This is a genomic window from Bacillus sp. MMSF_3353, from assembly GCF_030733445.1.
Classification (GTDB): domain Bacteria; phylum Bacillota; class Bacilli; order Bacillales; family Bacillaceae_G; genus Bacillus_A; species Bacillus_A wiedmannii.
The window spans coordinates 35,326-54,114 of sequence record NZ_JASHJA010000013.1 but is presented as its reverse complement, the minus strand read 5'-3'; the positions used below and the strand labels follow the sequence as shown (position 1 = coordinate 54,114).

Annotated in this window: 17 protein-coding genes; 12 read left to right on the top strand and 5 right to left on the bottom strand. The window is 34.6% G+C overall.

What is annotated here, in order from left to right; all coding sequences use genetic code 11:
* The first annotated feature begins 192 nt into the window (after positions 1-192).
* Entirely contained in the window at positions 193-2,592 is a 2,400-nt protein-coding gene (gene inhA2, locus RBB48_RS21505; protein ID WP_097890008.1) for a M6 family metalloprotease immune inhibitor InhA2, read from the top strand.
* 282 nt (positions 2,593-2,874) lie between these two features.
* On the opposite strand, the gene RBB48_RS21500 is transcribed toward inhA2, so the two are convergent.
* Complete coding sequence (locus tag RBB48_RS21500; protein ID WP_306008053.1) at positions 2,875-4,053, bottom strand: MFS transporter; 1,179 nt, start codon at positions 4,051-4,053, stop codon at positions 2,875-2,877.
* Positions 4,054-4,279: 226 nt separating this feature from the next.
* On the opposite strand from RBB48_RS21500, the gene bdhA reads away from it, so the two are divergent.
* From bdhA to RBB48_RS21470, 6 genes are all read left to right on the top strand, one after another.
* Complete coding sequence (gene bdhA, locus RBB48_RS21495) at positions 4,280-5,332, top strand: (R,R)-butanediol dehydrogenase (RefSeq protein ID WP_000645832.1); 1,053 nt, start codon at positions 4,280-4,282, stop codon at positions 5,330-5,332.
* 118 nt (positions 5,333-5,450) lie between these two features.
* Positions 5,451-5,795 (top strand): potassium channel family protein, encoded by a 345-nt coding sequence (locus RBB48_RS21490; RefSeq protein WP_000948236.1) that lies wholly within the window; start codon positions 5,451-5,453, stop codon positions 5,793-5,795.
* A 264-nt stretch (positions 5,796-6,059) separates the two neighbouring features.
* On the top strand, positions 6,060-6,911 hold the full coding sequence (cerA, locus tag RBB48_RS21485) for a phospholipase CerA (RefSeq protein ID WP_000731008.1): 852 nt from the start codon (positions 6,060-6,062) through the stop codon (positions 6,909-6,911).
* Between the two features lie 73 nt (positions 6,912-6,984).
* Complete coding sequence (gene sph, locus RBB48_RS21480; RefSeq protein ID WP_000676775.1) at positions 6,985-7,986, top strand: sphingomyelinase C; 1,002 nt, start codon at positions 6,985-6,987, stop codon at positions 7,984-7,986.
* A gap of 108 nt (positions 7,987-8,094) precedes the next feature.
* On the top strand, positions 8,095-9,267 hold the full coding sequence (locus RBB48_RS21475) for an amino acid deaminase/aldolase (protein WP_088061901.1): 1,173 nt from the start codon (positions 8,095-8,097) through the stop codon (positions 9,265-9,267).
* On the top strand, positions 9,255-10,568 hold the full coding sequence (locus tag RBB48_RS21470) for a D-arabinono-1,4-lactone oxidase (RefSeq protein WP_088061903.1): 1,314 nt from the start codon (positions 9,255-9,257) through the stop codon (positions 10,566-10,568). The genes RBB48_RS21475 and RBB48_RS21470 overlap by 13 nt, the downstream gene beginning before the upstream one ends.
* Positions 10,569-10,575: 7 nt before the next feature.
* Here RBB48_RS21470 and RBB48_RS21465 read toward each other — a convergent pair whose 3' ends face one another.
* A complete protein-coding gene (locus RBB48_RS21465) occupies positions 10,576-11,727 on the bottom strand; it encodes a VanZ family protein (RefSeq protein ID WP_306008052.1) in 1,152 nt (383 codons plus the stop codon).
* A 172-nt stretch (positions 11,728-11,899) separates the two neighbouring features.
* Between RBB48_RS21465 and RBB48_RS21460 the strand changes: the two genes are divergently transcribed.
* Positions 11,900-12,103, top strand: a complete 204-nt coding sequence (locus RBB48_RS21460) for a hypothetical protein (protein ID WP_001268332.1) — start codon at positions 11,900-11,902, stop codon at positions 12,101-12,103.
* A gap of 112 nt (positions 12,104-12,215) precedes the next feature.
* Here RBB48_RS21460 and RBB48_RS21455 read toward each other — a convergent pair whose 3' ends face one another.
* Both RBB48_RS21455 and RBB48_RS21450 read right to left on the bottom strand, forming a co-directional pair.
* Positions 12,216-13,028 (bottom strand): undecaprenyl-diphosphate phosphatase, encoded by an 813-nt coding sequence (locus RBB48_RS21455; protein ID WP_044791332.1) that lies wholly within the window; start codon positions 13,026-13,028, stop codon positions 12,216-12,218.
* 132 nt (positions 13,029-13,160) lie between these two features.
* Complete coding sequence (locus tag RBB48_RS21450) at positions 13,161-13,841, bottom strand: methyl-accepting chemotaxis protein (RefSeq protein ID WP_370174618.1); 681 nt, start codon at positions 13,839-13,841, stop codon at positions 13,161-13,163.
* A gap of 484 nt (positions 13,842-14,325) precedes the next feature.
* Here RBB48_RS21450 and RBB48_RS21445 point away from each other — a divergent pair, with 484 nt between their 5' ends.
* From RBB48_RS21445 to RBB48_RS21430, 4 genes are all read left to right on the top strand, one after another.
* On the top strand, positions 14,326-15,600 hold the full coding sequence (locus RBB48_RS21445; RefSeq protein ID WP_088608988.1) for a 3D domain-containing protein: 1,275 nt from the start codon (positions 14,326-14,328) through the stop codon (positions 15,598-15,600).
* Positions 15,601-15,711: 111 nt separating this feature from the next.
* Positions 15,712-15,930, top strand: coding sequence for a helix-turn-helix transcriptional regulator (locus RBB48_RS21440; RefSeq protein ID WP_141542835.1), 219 nt, complete (start codon positions 15,712-15,714; stop codon positions 15,928-15,930).
* A complete protein-coding gene (locus RBB48_RS21435) occupies positions 15,923-16,396 on the top strand; it encodes a DUF2178 domain-containing protein (RefSeq protein ID WP_088061909.1) in 474 nt (157 codons plus the stop codon). The genes RBB48_RS21440 and RBB48_RS21435 overlap by 8 nt, the downstream gene beginning before the upstream one ends.
* Before the next feature lie 116 nt (positions 16,397-16,512).
* Positions 16,513-17,145, top strand: coding sequence for a class A sortase (locus RBB48_RS21430; RefSeq protein WP_088061911.1), 633 nt, complete (start codon positions 16,513-16,515; stop codon positions 17,143-17,145).
* Between the two features lie 29 nt (positions 17,146-17,174).
* Here RBB48_RS21430 and RBB48_RS21425 read toward each other — a convergent pair whose 3' ends face one another.
* The gene (locus RBB48_RS21425; RefSeq protein WP_088061913.1) at positions 17,175-18,560 is read right to left on the bottom strand and encodes a peptide MFS transporter; all 1,386 of its coding nucleotides are present in this window, start codon (positions 18,558-18,560) and stop codon (positions 17,175-17,177) included.
* Between the last annotated feature and the right edge of the window lie 229 nt (positions 18,561-18,789).

Sequence of the window (18,789 nt, the reverse complement as noted above, 5' to 3'; positions counted from 1 at the left end):
TTTTATTTTTCATATTTCGACATAAAAAGGTAGAGGTTCTGACCAGAAAACTGGAGGGGCATGATTCTATAACAGAAAGCTTAACGTTTATAGAATTATGCCTTTTTATATAGGGAGGGCAGAAAATAGGGATTTCGATTTAAATGCACTCATTTATCTGAATTTTAAGTTTTATAAAAGGAGAGAAATAGAATGAGAAGAAAAACGCCATTTAAAGTGTTGTCATCATTAGCAATTGCGGCAATTATCGGATGCACATCTGTAATGAGTACTCCGCTAGCATACGCAGAAACGCCAGCAAAAGAGAAAGAAAATGTATCTACAACACCAATTGATTACAATTTAATTCAAGAGGATCGTTTAGCGGAAGCGTTGAAAGAAAGAGGAACAATTAATCCAGCATCTTCTAAAGAAGAAACGAAAAAAGCTGTAGAAAAGTATATTGAAAAGAAACAAGGCGATCAGGCAAATAAAGAAATTCTTCCAGCGGATACTGCTAAAGAGGCATCTGATTTCGTGAAAAAAGTAAAAGAGAAGAAAATGGAAGAAAAGGAGAAAGTAAAGAAACCTGAAAAAAATGTTAGTCCTGAGCAAAAACCAGAACCAAATAAAAAACAATTGAATGGACAAGTCCCAACTTCTAAAGCAAAGCAAGCGCCATATAAAGGGTCAGTTCGAAATGATAAAGTATTAGTATTACTCGTTGAATTTAGTGATTATAAACATAATAATATTGATCAAACACCAGGGTATATGTATTCGAATGACTTTAGTAGAGAGCATTATCAAAAAATGTTATTTGGTAATGAACCGTACACATTATTTGATGGTTCAAAAGTAAAAACGTTTAAACAATATTATGAAGAGCAGTCTGGTGGAAGTTATACGACAGATGGATATGTAACGGAATGGCTAACTGTTCCAGGAAAAGCGTCTGACTACGGTGCTGATGGTAGTAGTGGTCACGATAATAAAGGACCAAAAGGCGCACGTGATTTAGTGAAAGAAGCTTTACATGCAGCTGCTGAGAAAGGGCTAGATTTATCTCAATTTGATCAATTTGATAGATATGATACAAATGGTGATGGAAATCAAAATGAACCTGATGGTGTAATTGATCATTTAATGGTAATCCATGCTGGCGTTGGTCAAGAAGCTGGTGGCGGTAAATTAGGTGATGATGCAATTTGGTCACATCGTTCAAAATTAGCAATAGATCCAGTAGCGGTTGAAGGTACAAAATCAAAGGTAGATTACTTTGGTGGAAAAGTAGCGGCGCATGATTATACAATTGAACCAGAAGATGGAGCAGTAGGTGTATTTGCGCATGAATTTGGACATGATCTTGGTTTACCAGATGAATATGACACGAAATATACTGGAACTGGTTCACCTGTCGAAGCGTGGTCATTAATGAGTGGAGGTAGTTGGACAGGGAAAATTGCAGGAACAGAGCCAACTAGTTTCTCACCACAAAATAAAGACTTCTTACAAAAGAATATGGGTGGCAACTGGGCAAAAATTTTAGAAGTAGATTACGATAAAATTAAGCGTGGAGTAGGAGTTCCTACATATATTGATCAAAGTGTTACAAAATCCAATCGTCCAGGCGTTGTACGTGTTAACTTACCAGGTAAAAGTGTTGAAACGATTAAACCGGAGTTTGGAAAGCATGCATATTATAGTACAAGAGGAGATGATATGCATACAACACTAGAGACACCATTCTTTGATTTAACAAAAGGAACAAATGCAAAATTCGATTATAAAGCAAATTATGAGTTAGAAGCAGAGTGCGATTTTGTCGAAGTGCATGCAGTAACAGAAGATGGAACGAAAACGTTAATTGATAGACTTGGAGAAAAAGTAGTCCAAGAAGATAAAGATACAACAGATGGAAAATGGATGGATAAATCATATGATTTAAGTCAATTTAAAGGGAAAAAAGTGAAACTGCAATTCGATTATATTACAGATCCGGCTGTAACATATAAAGGTTTCGCGATGGATAATGTAAATGTAACTGTTGATGGACAAGTTGTATTTTCTGATGATACAGAAGGACAGGCTAAAATGAATTTAAATGGTTTTGTTGTTTCTGATGGGACAGAAAAGAAAGCTCATTATTACTACTTAGAGTGGAGAAACTATGCGGGATCAGATAATGGATTAAAAGCAGGAAAAGGTCCAGTGTATAATACAGGTCTTGTCGTTTGGTATGCAGATGATAGCTTCAAAGATAACTGGGTTGGGGTGCATCCAGGTGAAGGATTCCTTGGTGTTGTGGATTCGCATCCAGAGGCATTTGTTGGGAATTTAAACGGAAGGCCAACTTACGGTAATACAGGTATGCAAATTGCAGATGCTGCATTTTCATTTGATCAAACACCAGCATGGAGTGCAAATTCATTAACACGTGGACAGTTTAACTATTCTGGATTACAAGGTGTTACAACATTTGATGATTCAAAAGTATATAGTAACAAACAAATTGCAGATGCAGGAAGAAAAGTTCCAAATCTTGGACTTAAATTCCAAGTTGTTGGACAGGCAGAGGATAAATCGGCAGGCGCTGTTTGGATTAAACGTTAATAACATAAAAGCACATTCTTCATATGAAGAGTGTGCTTTTCAATTTGTACAGTAAGTTATTATTTTAGCTTGTGTAATACAAGTGTCTGTTCATATGTAGTGTATCAAATTATGTGGGGAAAGGAAATATTTCCGAGGAAATTGTCGAAGTATCGTTGGTATTTATACACTTTTTTTGTCAAAGAAGAAACGTAGTGTTGCCTTTACAGTTTAATTTATTTACATTGTTACTTGGCTATACACAAAAGTAATATATTCGGCAAAAAAAAGACAATGATGGAATTAACCCATCATTGTCTTTTTTATTTTGCTGTTTGCTTTACTTTTTATTTTGCTTCTTACATAAATCATTCCAGCGAATGTTAATAAGAATGCAGTTCCGATAACGAAGCTGACGCTAGGGGATGCCCCGATTGCACCAACTGTAAAGGATCCAGCAACAACTCCTAATGAGAAGAAAGCATAAAACAATCCGAATGCTTTTCCGCGCTTATCATCTGTCGTATTTTCAACAAGTAATGCATTTATCGATGGGAAAAGGATAGCGAATCCAATGCCATAAATCATCATAACGATAAAGAGCATACCTTTTGTTGCGAATAATCCGAGTAAAGATAACGCAAATGCCATTACTGCAATACCAATTAGCATGAGTTTTGAACGATTAAATCGATCATAAATACGGTTTGTTGGCAGCAAGAAGAAGAGGATAGCGGTAATGCCGAATACACTTAACATCATGCCTGTTGTAGATGCTTTAAGTGCTAATGCCTCAACTTTCACTGGTAGCATATAAGTGACAATGCCTTGTGAAAACATTAGCGTAAAAGCACCAATATATGCTTGCAATAACGGTTCTGATTTCAATAGTTCAATCATATCTTCTTTGTTCATCATTTGTGTTCTTGAAGTATCTTTTCTTGATACGTTATTTGGTAAGAAGAATAGAGATACGATTGTACCAAGGACCATTAAAATAGAAATGGTAATGAACACCCACTCTATACCAGCAGTTGCTTTCATAATTCCACTGAAAGCCGGTCCTACAATTGCCGCTGTTCCAACAGCAGCACCAGATAGGGCCATTGCCTTACCTTGTCTTGCTGAATTTGTTTGTTTTGATAAAAACGTAAAGGCAGCAGGAATTAAAAATCCGTCACTAAAGCCGTGCATAAAGCGCACAACTAATAGTTGTTCACCACTTTGAACAACGGTGTATAACAAGACTATGAAACTCGTAAGTCCCATGCTTATATAAAGTATTTTTTTTGCACCAAATTTATCGACAGCAGCGCCAGCAATAATATTACCGATCATATTAGCGAATGAGTACATACCGACAACTAGCCCAATAATAAGAGGAGATCCTCCAAGACTTTGAGCGAACGTACTCATAATAGGTAATTGTGAAAATGTATCTAGAAACGCTACGATAACAATAAAGTAAATAAAATATTTCAAGCGATATTCACCTCTCCTATGCTATTATGGCATAATGCTAATTTCAACCGCAATGAAATTAGCATTAACAGATGTGGAAAAAAGTACAAAGTGACAAAATATTGAACGTTATTTGTTAAAATTTAGTGGGAATGAGATTGTTTTTTTGAAATATATGGATAGAAGTATTATAATAGATTTGTAAACTTCACCAGGTTAAGTATATACGTAGAGAGGGATGTATAAAATGAAAGCATTACTTTGGCATAATCAACGTGATGTACGAGTAGAAGAAGTACCAGAACCAACTGTAAGACCAGGAGCAGTTAAGATTAAAGTGAAATGGTGTGGTATCTGCGGAACAGACTTGCATGAATATTTAGCAGGACCTATTTTTATTCCAACAGAAGAGCACCCATTAACACACGTAAAAGCACCGGTTATTTTAGGTCATGAGTTTAGTGGTGAGGTAGTTGAAATCGGTGAAGGCGTTACTTCTCATAAAGTGGGAGATCGCGTCGTTGTAGAACCAATTTATTCTTGTGGTAAATGTGAAGCTTGTAAACATGGACATTACAATGTTTGTGAACAACTTGTTTTCCACGGTCTTGGCGGAGACGGCGGCGGTTTCTCTGAATATACAGTAGTACCAGAAGATATGGTCCACCATATTCCTGATGAAATGACGTATGAACAAGGTGCACTTGTAGAACCAGCAGCGGTAGCAGTTCATGCAGTACGTCAAAGTAAATTAAAAGAAGGGGAAGCTGTAGCAGTATTTGGTTGTGGTCCAATTGGACTTCTTGTCATTCAAGCAGCTAAAGCAGCAGGAGCAACTCCTGTTATTGCAGTAGAACTTTCTAAAGAACGTCAAGAGTTAGCAAAATTAGCAGGTGCGGATTATGTATTAAATCCAGCTACTCAAGATGTACTAGCAGAAATTCGTAACTTAACAAATGGTTTAGGTGTAAATGTGAGCTTTGAAGTAACAGGTGTCGAAGTAGTACTTCGTCAAGCGATTGAAAGTACAAGCTTTGAAGGACAAACTGTAATTGTTAGTGTGTGGGAAAAAGATGCGACAATTACGCCAAACAACCTTGTACTAAAAGAAAAAGAAGTTATCGGTATTCTTGGATACCGTCATATCTTCCCAGCTGTTATTAAATTAATTAGCTCTGGCCAAATTCAAGCAGAGAAATTAATTACGAAAAAAATCACAGTGGATCAAGTTGTTGAAGAAGGATTTGAAGCACTTGTAAAAGATAAAACACAAGTGAAAATTCTTGTTTCACCTAAATAATAGAGAATAGTAAAAAGTAGCTCTTTTCTAGAAATAGAAGAGGGCTACTTTTTTTCTATACAGAAAGGTGATAGACTTTCCTTTAACTACAGGTATTTTGTTTGGAAGGGAAAGTCTAATGCTTTCATTTATGTTGACATTGAAACGAATGCTAAAAGCTTGTTTACGAGCGTGGAAAGATAAAGAATTTCAAGTGTTATTCGTATTAACATTTTTAACATTAACATCTGGTACGATTTTTTATAGTACAGTTGAAGGATTACGTCCTCTTGACGCTTTATATTTTAGTGTGGTCACGTTGACGACTGTCGGTGATGGGAATTTTAGTCCGCAAACTGATTTCGGAAAGATATTTACAATCTTATACATATTTATTGGGATTGGATTAGTGTTTGGATTTATTCATAAGTTGGCAGTTAATGTACAACTACCAAGTATATTATCGAATAGAAAAAAAGAGTAAAGCATGTGGATGCTTTACTCTTTTTTTACATTAGTTTAGACAATCATTCGTAGTAGCTTAACAATACTTTACTACAATATAAGTGCATTCATTCATTATATTCACTATGTATAAAGTTATAATGATATGAACATTTGCATATTTTAATTTATTGATAGAAATTTCATGAAAGGTGGGATATTCTAGTCATAGGTTAACCGGACGATATCATAGGATCCTAACAAAAAGTTTACAATAATTCAATTATAAAATGGAGGATTTCAGATGAAAAAGAAAGTACTTGCTTTAGCAGCAGCTATTACATTAGTAGCGCCGTTACAAAGTGTTGCATTTGCTCATGAAAACGATGGGGGAAGTAAAATAAAAATAGTTCATCGCTGGTCTGCTGAAGATAAACATAAAGAAGGCGTAAACTCTCATTTATGGATTGTAAACCGCGCTATTGATATTATGTCTCGCAATACAACACTTGTAAAACAAGATCGAGTTGCACAATTAAATGAATGGCGTACGGAATTAGAAAATGGTATTTATGCTGCTGACTATGAAAATCCTTATTATGATAATAGCACATTTGCTTCACATTTCTATGATCCAGACAATGGAAAAACATATATTCCATTTGCAAAGCAGGCAAAAGAAACTGGCGCTAAATATTTTAAATTAGCTGGTGAATCATATAAAAATAAAGATATGAAACAAGCATTCTTCTATTTAGGATTATCTCTTCATTATTTAGGAGATGTAAACCAACCGATGCATGCGGCAAACTTTACAAATCTTTCGTACCCACAAGGATTCCATTCTAAATATGAAAACTTTGTAGATACGATAAAAGATAATTATAAAGTAACGGATGGAAATGGATATTGGAACTGGAAAGGTACAAATCCAGAAGAGTGGATTCACGGAGCGGCAGTAGCAGCGAAACAAGATTACGCTGGCATTGTAAATGATAATACGAAAGATTGGTTCGTAAAAGCAGCTGTATCACAAGAATATGCAGATAAATGGCGCGCTGAAGTTACACCAATGACAGGTAAGCGATTAATGGATGCACAACGTGTTACTGCCGGATACATTCAGCTTTGGTTTGATACGTACGGAGATCGTTAAGTATTAAAAAAAAGGTCAAATCTCACAATAGAGTATTTGGCCTTTTTATAACTAATACATGGAGGTATGAAGCGTGAAAGGAAAATTACTAAAAGGTGTACTTAGCTTTGGGATTGGTTTAGGAGTTTTATACGGAGGATCTTCAGCTCAAGCAGAAACGTCTACAAATCAAAATAATACTTTGAAAGTGATGACGCATAACGTGTATATGCTATCAACAAATTTATATCCGAACTGGGGACAAAGTGAGCGTGCTGATTTAATTGGGGCGGCAGATTATATAAAGAATCAAGACGTTGTTATATTAAATGAAGTGTTTGATAATAGCGCATCAGATCGTTTGTTAGGGAATTTGAAGAAAGAATATCCAAATCAAACAGCGGTATTAGGTCGTAGTAACGGAAATGAATGGGATAAAACGTTAGGTAGCTATTCATCTTCAACTCCTGAAGATGGGGGCGTTGCAATCGTGAGTAAATGGCCGATTGTTGAAAAGATTCAATATGTATTTGCAAAAGGATGCGGGCCAGATAATTTATCGAATAAAGGATTTGTATACACAAAAATTAAGAAGAATGATCGTTTCGTTCATGTAATCGGGACGCATTTGCAGGCTGAAGATAGTATGTGCGGAAAAACTTCACCTGCATCTGTACGTACAAATCAGTTAAAAGAAATTCAAGACTTTATTAAAAATAAGAATATACCAAATGACGAGTACGTCCTATTTGGTGGTGATATGAACGTGAATAAAATAAATGCAGAGAACAATAGTGACTCAGAGTACGCATCCATGTTTAAAACATTACACGCTTCTATTCCATCTTATACGGGACATACAGCAACTTGGGATGCGACGACAAACAGTATAGCAAAATATAATTTCCCTGATAGTCCTGCCGAGTATTTAGATTATATTATTGCAAGTAAGGACCATGCGAATCCGTCATTTATAGAGAATAAAGTATTACAACCGAAATCTCCACAGTGGACTGTTACATCATGGCTTAAAAAATATACATATAATGATTACTCTGATCATTATCCAGTAGAGGCAACTATTTCTATGAAATAGTCCTAAAAAAGTTTCTTCTTAATAGGAAGAAACTTTTTTATTTTGTAGAGGAAATTTCAACTTTCTTTCCAATATGTATAAGACATATTGAAAAGAGGAGAGAAAAATGTGGATCGAGGAATTTTTAAAGAAGTTCCATTACCGTGTGCATTTTTGGATGAAGTAGCTTTAGATAAAAATATTCAATCGGTTATGGAATTAAGTGGAAACAAGAAGATTCGTATAGCGAGTAAATCGCTACGTTCTGTTCCGGTTATGCAAAAGATTTTAGCTACAAATGATCGATTTCAAGGTATTATGTGTTTTTCACCTAGAGAGGCTTTGTTTTTAATTGAACAAGGATTCAATGATTTATTGCTCGGATATCCTGCTTATGATAAAAGGGCTTTACATGAAATAAGTTTGCTAACAAAGCAAGGCCTCATTATAACTTGTATGGTGGATTGTGAAGACCACATTGTTTATTTAGAAAAAATTGCTGAGGAGTCTAAAGGGTGTTTTCGTGTTTGTTTGGATATTGATATGAGTAGTCGTTTTTTTCAATTTCATTTTGGGGTAAACAGATCACCGGTAAAAGATGTGCAAGGTGCTTTGAAAATAATAAAAAGGGTAAAAGAATCATCATTTTTAATACTAGATGGTGTAATGGGATATGAAGCTCAAATTGCTGGGGTAGGAGATCACATACCGAATCAAAGAGTGAAAAGTAAAGTAATTTCGTATTTAAAGAAGAAGTCAGTGTTAGAAGTTAAAGAAAGAAGAGGACATATCGTAAAAGAAATACAAAACCTAGGTATTGAACTAAGGTTTGTAAATGGGGGAGGCACAGGAAGTATAAAAACAACTGAGCAAGATAATTCAATTTCAGAGATTACAATAGGTTCTGCTTTTTATGCCCCGAAGCTGTTCGATTATTATAAAGAGGTGCAATTTCATCCAGCTGTCGGATTTGCTTTACCAGTTGTGCGTAAACCAGCCCCGTTTATTTACACTTGTTTAGGTGGTGGATATATTGCCTCAGGTGCAATCGGGAAAGATAAAGAACCTGAGATTTGGAGACCAAATGGTGCCAAACTATTAGCTTTAGAAGGCGCTGGCGAAGTGCAAACACCGATTTTTTATAACGGTAAGGAACGAGTAGAGATAGGAGATTCTATCTTGTTTCGCCATAGTAAAGCTGGAGAGTTATGTGAGCGTTTTCCTTTTTTATATCGTGTGAAAGAAGGAGAGATTGTTGGGGAGTATTCAACATATCGGGGGGATGGCCAATGCTTTCTATAAAGGGACAAAAATGGAGAAATTGGACAGGGAATGTAGAAGGAACGCCGCATTATACGATGTATCCAGAAAGTATACAAGATGTAGTAGAAGTTGTAGGGCTTGCTCGAAAAAAAGGGAAGAAAATTCGTGTTGTCGGTTCAGGACACTCGTTTACACCTCTTGTGCAAACGGAAGAAATTTTAGTTTCTTTAGATGAATTGAAAGGTATTTTGGATATGGATGCAGAGAAGATGGTTGCCGAAGTATGGGCAGGAACAAAGCTACATGATTTAGGGAAGTTACTTGAAGAAAAAGGTTATGCACAAGAAAATTTAGGGGATATTGATTCGCAATCGATTGCAGGAGCGATTAGTACAGGGACTCATGGAACGGGTATTACCTTTGGAAGTTTATCAACACAAGTTATAGAGATTACCGCAGTTTTATCTACAGGCGAGAGTATAGTTTGTTCGGAAACTGAGAATGTGGAATATTGGAGAGCCTTTCAGTTGTCGCTAGGAATGTTAGGTATCATTGTAAAAATAAAATTGAAGGTTATTCCAGCCTATTCACTCGTTTATAAAAGTGAAAAACAGTCATTATCTACTGTAATGAACAAGCTAGAAGAATATAAGAAGAATCGCCATTTTGAATTTTTTGTTTTTCCTTATTCAGATGAAGTACAAGTGAAATTTACAAATGAAACAACGGGTAAAAAAAGTGACTTGAAATGGCATAAACTAAAGGTAGAGTTGCTTGAAAATAAGATGTTCTCTTTGTTATCTAAAGGATGTAAATGGTTTCCTTCTATAAGTAAAGGTGTAAGTCGATTATCGGCTAAAGCTGTACCGAATACAAAAATAATTGGTCCGAGTTATGAAGTATTTGCTACATCGCGTGCGGTTCCATTTTATGAAATGGAGTATAGTGTTCCTTCAAAGTATATGCGGGCTGTTGTAGAAGATATTTCAAACCTTATTGAAAAGAAAAAGTATAAAGTGCACTTCCCAATTGAATGCCGTTATGTGAAAAGGGATGATATATGGCTCAGTCCAGCGTACGGAAGGGATTCAGCGTATATTGCCGTTCATATGTATAAAGGTATGAAGTATGCTGCTTATTTTGGTGAGGTGGAGAAAATTTTTCTAAAGTATGAAGGGCGCCCGCATTGGGGGAAAATGCATACGTTAACGTACGAAAAATTACAAAATATATATCCAGAAATGCATTCGTTTCTAAAGGCGAGAAAGTTACTAGATGAAGCAGAAATGTTTTCAAACCCTTACACAGAAAAATTATTTACGATTATGAAAAAAAGCTGACAAAGTATTACTTGTCAGCTTTTTTTAGTATAATCGCATTTCTTGTTTGACTAATGCGCTCGTAAAATAGTGACTTATCACGACTAAATACATGTAATAAAACATGAATAATAAATAGACCGTTAATTACAAATTGGAATAATAGTATAACTAGTAATACTAAAGGCTCTGTATGATTTAAGATAGAGCTACTCGAAAGAATATAATTGATTCCGCCTAAAATGAAATAGAATATCCCGTAACGAATGAATAATTCTTTTAGTGTAATACGCTCAGCTTGTCCTTTAATGTAAATCCGAAGCAACGCTTTTCCTATTGTTCTTCCATTCGTAAAGTATGGAATGATAATAAAGTAAATTAAGATTGAACATGTAATGAAAAGGAGTTCGTATACATTTGTATAAGATTGGATGTTAGCGATAAATAGTGAATTTCCTTTATTTTTAATGAAAGGTACAACGATAGATAAGAAAATCCAATCAATTTGCATAGCGATGAGACGACGAATGAATCCGACTGGTTTCGTTTCTAAATCAATATGAATATCTAATTCGCTTGTTTTCGGAAGGAAGTACGTAAAGATTGGTGCAATGATAAAACCAATTACGCCGCCTAGCGTGTTTAAAAACAGATCGTCAATATCAAATAAGCGGTATGCACAATTATAAATACCATATAATCCAGTTACTTGTGTTAATTCAAAGAATAGTGAAAGACAAAAAGAAATACACACTGTTTGTAAGAAGCTACGTCGGAAATAATAACGTAAGTACATACCGAACGGAACGGTTAGTAAAACGTTAAAAGCGACTTGTAAAAACGCAGATTCCTTTAATAAATAGAAGTACGTAGCTGGCTTCGTTAAAATCGCCGAGGTATGATTACTAATCTCTTGTATGAAATAAAATGGCGAGAGTTGCAAATGTTGCGTATTAGCCGGTTGTAGGCTACAAGTATCATACGTTTGTGGTAATGGCAAAATCACAAGAAAATAGGCATTTAATAAGTAAAGTAATAATGAATATAAAATAAATGAACGCCATTTATTTAAATAACCGTATTTACGATAATTAAATATTAAAAAAGGGATTAATAGAAACATTGCTAAAATAGGAAATAAAATAAATGCTGTTTTTATTGGAAATAAATATGCAGTCAAAATGAAGCTCCTTTCAATGAAAATTCGTTTATCATTATAACGTTAAAAGAACCTGAAAACAAAATTAAAATATTTCGAAATAGAAAAAATTTCAAATTTAAACGGGATTAAGTTATAATAAATTTAATATAAGGATATAGTGATTATTATAAGTTGAGAGAGGGTACAAGATATGCGATATGAGCTTTTTTCTGTAAGTGGGGATCATATTACAACTTTTGAAAGTGCATGGCGTTTTCAGGAGGGAGAACAGATTTTTGTTCATGATGATCAAACAAAACGAAATTTTATTATTATCCGCCTAACGCATGATGTATTTCAACAAAATAAACATGTTATTCGTTTGTATTGTCAAGAAAAGAAAGTATACGCATAAAAGGGACCCCTCTTACTGTACAGAAAGAGGGGCTTTATCATTATAAAGATATAAAAAAGCGAGTCATCCTAGTTTAATAGAATGACTCGTTTTTCGCTTTGTAAGTTTCACTTTATAAGAAAATAAGAGTAAGTACACCTACGATAATACAATAGAAAGAGAAATATTTTAAATTTCCTTTTGCCATAATGTTCATAAACCATTTTAATGAAATGTACGTCATGATAAATGTTGCGATAAACGCAACGATATATGGCACGAATAATGTGTCTAGATTTGGATCTTTTGCAATGTCTGTAATACTTAGTAATAAACCACCTAAGCTAACAGGGATATATAGTAAGAATGAGAAACGAAGTGCTGTTTCTTGCTTCATACCAAGTAACATCGCTGCGACGATTGTTGCACCTGATCGGCTTATTCCAGGAATTAATGCGCAAGCTTGTGCTAATCCGACAATAATTGCATCTTTCATAGAAAGATCGCCATCATTTTTACGTCCACGTAAGTTTCTAATAATCCAAAGGCCGACAGCAGTAATAAGAAGGGAAATCCCAACCATTTTCACACCTTTTAAGTACTGGTCGATGTAATCTTTAAATAAAACACCGATAACACCTGCTGGAATGGTCGCAATAACAAGGTAAATTATAAAGAAGAAATCTGATTTTGCGTCCTCTGCTCTTGTAAAGATATAAGATAGACCATTCTTCGTTAGACGAATTAAATCATTTCTATAAATAAGTAATACAGCTAATAATGAAGCTGAATTAACAAGTAGTTCGAAGCTGAACCCTTCTATTTTTAGTCCTAGCAAATGTTGTGCTAAAACGAGGTGACCACTTGAAGAAATCGGAATTGGTTCTGTTAGCCCTTGGAACAGACCGAGAATTAAATATTTTAAAATGTAGTGAAATTGTTCCATAATAACCTCCTTGTTTATTAGTCGAAAGAAACAACTTGTCCATTATAACAAAGATACGGATGAATATTGAGAAGAAATAAATATTCGAAATATAATAAAAATCCCTTATAAAAGTATAAGGGATTTTTATTATTAATGAGAAACTACTGTTTCTTCAAGACTTTTCGTTAATTGAACATCGACTTTCTCAGCATCATGAATGTGATTCATAATAGTAGTATTTAACTTTTGGAACATTTGTTGTGTATTAGCGAATTCACGTAATATATCATCATTACAAGATTTTTGGTTTTCGATAGCTTTAATAACATTGGTAGCACCGTTTTGTAACGTTTGAATCATAATTAAAATATTTTCGATTCTAGCGTTTGTATCGGCACTCATTTCTACACCTTCATCGACTAAATGTAAATTATCTTTTGTGTTATCGTATGCTTTTTCAATTTCTTCTTGAATTTTTTTCGTTAAGTTGCCTATGTTTTTTGTACTTTCCGCTGTACTTTCTGCTAGTTTTCTTACTTCATTAGCAACGACAGCGAATCCTTTACCGTGCTCTCCAGCACGAGCAGCTTCAATACTCGCATTTAAAGCAAGTAAATTTGTTTGTGCTGCAATGTTTTGAATGACTTCTACAATTTGCTCGATTTCTTTTGAACGTTCACTTAAATGATTCATACTGTTAGACGTACGCTGAGATTGTTCACCTAATTTGTTAATTACAATAAGTAAACGGTGAACAGATTCTTTACCTTCATTAGAACAGTCAATAATTTCTTCAATAGATTGAATTAAGCTTTGTTCTTTTTGTAACATTTCGTTATTCAATTCATTGGAATGTGTCGTGCGCGTTGAAACATTTTCGAAACATAAGTTTAATTGTTGAACTAAATTTTGAAGTGTATGGTGCTGGCTATTTACAAGTTTATGTTCTTGAACAACGCTTTGTACACGATCGTGGATAGAAGAAATAGTCTCTTGTTGTTCGATATCCTTTTGTTTTAATTCTGCTTCTAGTTCTTGTATACGACTTTCTAATTGATCAATTTTATGTTGGAGTGATTTCTTTTGAGTAAACATATATTTATTTCAACCGCCTTTAGAAGTTATATTTTCTCTATATTTGGATTTTAGCATCTTTTATAATTTTTAAATATAGGAATTGTTAAATATTTAAGAATCTATTACATTTTATGCATAATTCCCTTTTTTTTGTCATGAAAAATAAACTGTATTTAATGGTATTGTAAACAAACTGTAAAATAAATCATGTATAACTGTATAAGAAGGGAGTCGGATTATGAACTATTTTAAGCGAATCAGTAGTCTAGTATTAGCAGGAATTATAGGTCTTTCTAGTACAGTCGCTGTTAAAGCAGAGTCAAACGACGAGAAACTTAACAACATGCAACAGCAATTGCAGCAAAACGATGCAGAAATGCAAAAGAAAGAGCAAGAGAAGCAAGCTGTTAATAAAGAAATTAAAGGTATCGAAAACGAACTACATAATTTAAATAATACAATTGCAAAAAATAAAGAGGATCAAGCTGCTATTCAACGTAAAATCGATGAAACACATAAGCAAATTGAGCAAAAAAAGAATGAAATTGTCGTTTTAGAGGATAAAGTCCTTGCTCGTAAGGATATTATGAGAAAACGTATGGTTTCTGTTCAAAACAGTTCAAATACGAGTTTAGTAGTAGAAGTTGTAGTAGAGTCAAAAAACTTTGCAGATTTCTTACAACGTATGAACGCAGTTTCTACTATTCTAGAAGCTGATAAAGAAATTTTACGTCTACAAGAACAAGATCTTCGTCAAATTGAAGAAGATAAGAAAACAATTGATGAAAAAGAAGCATCTTTAGTAGTAGACAAACAAAAATTAGCAAAAGCACAAGCTGAGTTGCAAGATAACTTGAAAAAGCGTCAAGCTAACTTACAAACAGTTCAAGATAAATATAATCAGGTTGCAAGCCAACTTAATTTAGCAGCAGAAGAGAAAGCTAAAATTGAGTCAAATATGAAGGCAGTGCAAGAAACAATTGCTCGTGAGCAAGAAGCAGCAAGAATTGCAGCAGAAGAGCGTGCGAAAGCAGAAGCAGCTGCAAAGGCTGAGCAAGAAGCTTTAGCTAAGGCACAGGCGGAAGTTGCTGAAAAGAAAAAGCAAGAACAAGCTAGTAAACCAGCTAGTAAACCAGCCGAACCTGTTGCTAATAATAATTCGAAGGTAGAACCTGCACAACCTTCTAAGCCAACTGCTGGTGGAAAAGAACTTTATGTACATGCAACAGCTTATACAGCAGACCCAGCTGAAAATGGTTATGCAGCAGGTCAACAAGTATATTCTGCATGGGGAGGCTATAATTTAACTGCAAACCCAGGAATGAAATTAATTGCGGTGGATCCATCTGTTATTCCATTAGGATCTACTGTAAATGTTGAAGGCTATGGAATTGCAATTGCAGCAGATACTGGTGGCGCGATTAAAGGTCACAAAATCGATGTTTTAATGCCGGATAAAGCTTCGTCTAGTAATTGGGGCAGAAAAAATGTTAAAGTTACAATTTTAAACTAAAACGTAATCCAACTTTACAAAACGTAAAGTTGGATTTTTTGTGAAAATAATGTTAAGTTGAGTTTACATTTTGTTAAGGAAAGCATACAATGAAATTAAGAGGTGGTAAATTTGTCCATTTTAAATAGAGTGAAGGAATTAAGAGCTCGATTTAATTTTTCGCAAAGTGTATTAGCAGAAAAGGTTGGAGTAACGAGACAAACAATCGCTGCAATTGAAAAAGGTGATTATGTTCCTTCATTGTTATTAGCACTTACGATTTGTGATGTATTCGAGTTAAAGATGGAAGATGTGTTTGTTTTAAATAAGGAGGGGGAAGAGGATGAATAGACTCGTATTTTCTTATATGCTAAATGTACTTTTAATGGTATTAGCAGGTTGGGCGTTTATTGAGTTGTATTATTTTACTATTGAAGTCGCTAATTTTATTCAAACGGAGAGAGTACCATCTGAAATTTCACTGAGTTTAATGCCGCTAGTATTACTTTTAATATTTGGTATTGTATCGACTGTTCTTTATAAAATTCAAAAGAAAAAATATAAAGAGCTCTCGTATTGGATGTTTCCACTATTATTTCCTCAAGAGGATGAGCGAGAAAAGGCAATTACAGAAAAGGCTTGTCGTACTACATTTATGTCACTATGGTACGTGCTGCCTTGTGCGGTTGGTTTTTTAACTCTTTCTCCAATTGCTAATCTATATGTTCCTGCATATCCAATATATATTGCATTTAGTATTTTCTTTATTCAAATGACGATTTTTCACGTATCCTTATATCGAAATAAAATCGCTTAAAAAGAAACCTTCTTGCACGTGCGAGAAGGTTTCTTTTTAGCTTATACTTGTACATATAGCAATATTATCTTATCATTTTATATAGAGTAAGATTTTGTAAGGGAAAGGAATTGTATATGAATAAGCAAAGAATTTATAGTATAGTAGCAATCCTTCTATTTGTTGTAGGTGGTGTGTTAATCGGAAAGCCATTTTATGATGGATATCAGGCTGAAAAGAAACAGACTGAAAATGTACAGGCTGTTCAAAAAATGGATTATGAAAAACATGAGACGGAATTTGTAGATGCTTCGAAAATTGATCAACCAGACTTGGCAGAAGTAGCGACTGCATCATTAGATAAGAAACAAGTAATTGGTCGTATTTCGATCCCGAGTGTTTCATTAGAACTTCCTGTTTTAAAATCTTCTACTGAGAAAAACCTATTATCAGGTGCAGCAACAGTAAAAGAAAATCAAGTAATGGGAAAAGGGAACTATGCATTAGCAGGACATAACATGTCTAAAAAAGGTGTTTTATTTAGTGATGTAGCCTCTTTAAAAAAAGGCGACAAAATTTATTTGTATGATAATGAAAATGAATATGAATATGCGGTTACTGGTGTATCTGAAGTAACTCCTGATAAGTGGGAAGTTGTAGAGGATCATGGGAAAGATGAGATAACGCTTATTACATGTGTATCTGTGAAAGATAATTCTAAACGTTACGTTGTTGCTGGTGATTTAGTAGGAACGAAGGCGAAGAAATAAAAAAGATGAGGGGAATCCCTCATCTTTTTTTAATCCATCCATTTCACTAATCTCTTAGAAATTAGTAATAAAACACAACCTAATACAATTGCTACAGCTCCGATTACTGTAAATACTTCAGCATATCCAAGTGAAGTTGTGAAGCTTGCAAGTTGTCCGCCTAAAATGTTAGCAATTCCTGAGCTTGCTAACCATACTCCCATTAATAAAGAAGCAAGTTTTACTGGGGCAAGTGCACTAACCATTGATAGTCCAACAGGTGATAAGAATAGCTCACCTAACGTATGGAAAAGATACGTAAAGACGATAAATAGTAAGTTTGCTTTTTCTGTAATGTTATGTTCATCACTACCTGTTTTTAATGTAGCGATAACGAGAATGATATAACCGATACCAAGCAAGATCATACCAAGTCCCATTTTAGTTGGGATTTTTAAATCCCCGCGCTTGCGAGTTGCAAGTTTTGCCCATAATGCTGAAATGACTGGAGCAAGTAAAATAATAAATAATGGATTGACCGATTGGAACCAAGATGTTGGAACTTCCCATCCGAACACAGAGCGGTCTACAAATTTGTTTGTATATAATGTTAATGAGCTACCAGCTTGTTCAAAGCCAGCCCAGAAGAAGACAACGAAGCATGTTAAAATGACGATAACTGCGGTACGTTGTTTTTCTTTTTTTGTTAACGGTGTATCTCCTACTGATGGTTGTCCATCTGTTGTTTGCAAATCACGAGTTGGTTTTTTACCGATATCACCAAGGAAGCGATTTGATAATGTTGTAAATAAAATTTGTCCAATGATCATTCCAATTGAAGCGGCTAAGAAACCGTAACGGAATCCGTAATGTACAACGCCATCAACTGTTGTTTTGAATAAATTTTCTGATAAAAAACCACAAACGAGTGGAGCTAAAAATGATCCGACGTTAATACCCATATAGAAAATGGTAAATGCACTATCACGTTTTGGATCGTTCTCTTCGTATAATTCCCCAACCAGTGTAGAGATGTTCGGTTTGAAGAATCCGTTACCGATAATAATAAGCGCTAATCCGAGGTATAGGCCGGCTTGGTTTTGCATGGCAAATAGTGTAAGGTTACCAATTGCCATTGTTATACCACCAATTGTGATCGCTTTTCGTCTACCTAGGAACCGGTCTGTTAAGTATCCACCAATCATTGGTGTGAAATAACAGGCTCCAGTGTAAAATCCGTAAATGGATAGTGCCCACGCAGGACTAAACCCAAGACCACCGCTTACTAAAGCTGTCGTTAAATATAATGTTAATAATCCTCGTAATCCATAGTAACTAAATCTTTCCCACATTTCTGTAAAGAAGAGTAAGTATAAACCTGGAGGATGTTTCTTTTTTCTTTGTTGTTCTCTTTCTAGTTGTATCGCTGATTCCATGTTATTTTCCTCCTGACACAAACAAAAACAAAGTTAATAATTTTGTACATTTAATATTTTACCTTATTAACTATTATAAGTCAATAAAGGTTGATTTTTCAGAAGAAATTGGAAAAGAGGGATAGCTATAGAATGGGTGTTTCTTTTATGTTAGACTATGGACTATGTTTTCTTTGTTAGGAAGCGAATTATTGCACTTTTTTATATGTGAAATTGATTTCATAAAAGA

Coding starts and splice junctions, on each gene's coding strand:
- inhA2 (WP_097890008.1), top strand. CDS start 193: ATGAGAAGAAAAACGCCATTTAAAGTGTTGTCATCATTAGCAATTGCG.
- bdhA (WP_000645832.1), top strand. CDS start 4,280: ATGAAAGCATTACTTTGGCATAATCAACGTGATGTACGAGTAGAAGAA.
- RBB48_RS21490 (WP_000948236.1), top strand. CDS start 5,451: ATGCTTTCATTTATGTTGACATTGAAACGAATGCTAAAAGCTTGTTTA.
- cerA (WP_000731008.1), top strand. CDS start 6,060: ATGAAAAAGAAAGTACTTGCTTTAGCAGCAGCTATTACATTAGTAGCG.
- RBB48_RS21470 (WP_088061903.1), top strand. CDS start 9,255: ATGCTTTCTATAAAGGGACAAAAATGGAGAAATTGGACAGGGAATGTA.
- RBB48_RS21460 (WP_001268332.1), top strand. CDS start 11,900: ATGCGATATGAGCTTTTTTCTGTAAGTGGGGATCATATTACAACTTTT.
- RBB48_RS21455 (WP_044791332.1), bottom strand. CDS start 13,028: ATGGAACAATTTCACTACATTTTAAAATATTTAATTCTCGGTCTGTTC.
- RBB48_RS21450 (WP_370174618.1), bottom strand. CDS start 13,841: ATGTTACAAAAAGAACAAAGCTTAATTCAATCTATTGAAGAAATTATT.
- RBB48_RS21445 (WP_088608988.1), top strand. CDS start 14,326: ATGAACTATTTTAAGCGAATCAGTAGTCTAGTATTAGCAGGAATTATA.
- RBB48_RS21435 (WP_088061909.1), top strand. CDS start 15,923: ATGAATAGACTCGTATTTTCTTATATGCTAAATGTACTTTTAATGGTA.
- RBB48_RS21430 (WP_088061911.1), top strand. CDS start 16,513: ATGAATAAGCAAAGAATTTATAGTATAGTAGCAATCCTTCTATTTGTT.
- RBB48_RS21425 (WP_088061913.1), bottom strand. CDS start 18,560: ATGGAATCAGCGATACAACTAGAAAGAGAACAACAAAGAAAAAAGAAA.